The following is a 792-nucleotide window of genomic DNA, read 5'->3' on the forward strand; positions in this document are numbered from 1 at the left end:
AAACATATCAGTAATATAGTCAATTAATTTTGTTGTTCCTACTATTGTCATTTTTTGAGGATCATTTTGAACCTTTGTATCATTGAATAAAGATTGCTTAGCTGATTGTAAAGAATTTATTACTGCATCAAAAACAGATTTATCATCATAATATTTATTATAAACATTTATGGTTCCAGCTATCCAGTTTAAATAGCCTGCCAAATCTGCTGTTGCAGTACCAAAGCCCATCTGACCATTTAATTCCCTTGCTTTAAATTCCGGCATACGGTACTTTAATTCTTTAAAAACATCATTAACACCCTCAACAATTTCATTTTCTGCTGCTTCTTTTCCCGCCAAATTTATTAATGCTTTAGCATCAATACCATTGGCAGTAAATTCCAAATCTGATTCACCAGCAGAAAGCGCTGATTTATCATAACGTAATAATACAGTCTTTTCTCCTATTTTTTTCACAAAAGTAATAACTTCTTCTGTCGGCTTTTGCCCGTTAGCCGTAACATCTATTATTGGTTTATCGGTAGAATTCAGATAGTCACTTAATGCTTTTAAGTTATCATCATCATAATTGCATTCCGCAACGGCTGTTTTATCTGTACTGCTGCTCTTCCCCAGCAGTGCCATTATTGCTGAATTTGTATCAGCATCAATTATTGGTGTATTATCATTTGAACCGGATAGTAGTGTATGGACACTGGTAGTTTTTACAGTATTAGATTGTTTCGTACTTTCTTCCAGCAGCTGTATACGTTTTCTAAGCAGATTATTCTTTACAGTATCGCCCTTTAT

Annotated in this window: 1 protein-coding gene; it reads right to left on the reverse strand. The window is 33.6% G+C overall.

The features are described from left to right. Positions 1-792, reverse strand: a 792-nt coding sequence (locus I6751_RS04750) for a hypothetical protein (RefSeq protein ID WP_196598994.1), incomplete at both ends; no start/stop codon positions are given.

Origin of the sequence: Pectinatus frisingensis (genome assembly GCF_015732285.1) — a bacterium.
GTDB lineage: Bacteria > Bacillota > Negativicutes > Selenomonadales > Selenomonadaceae > Pectinatus > Pectinatus frisingensis.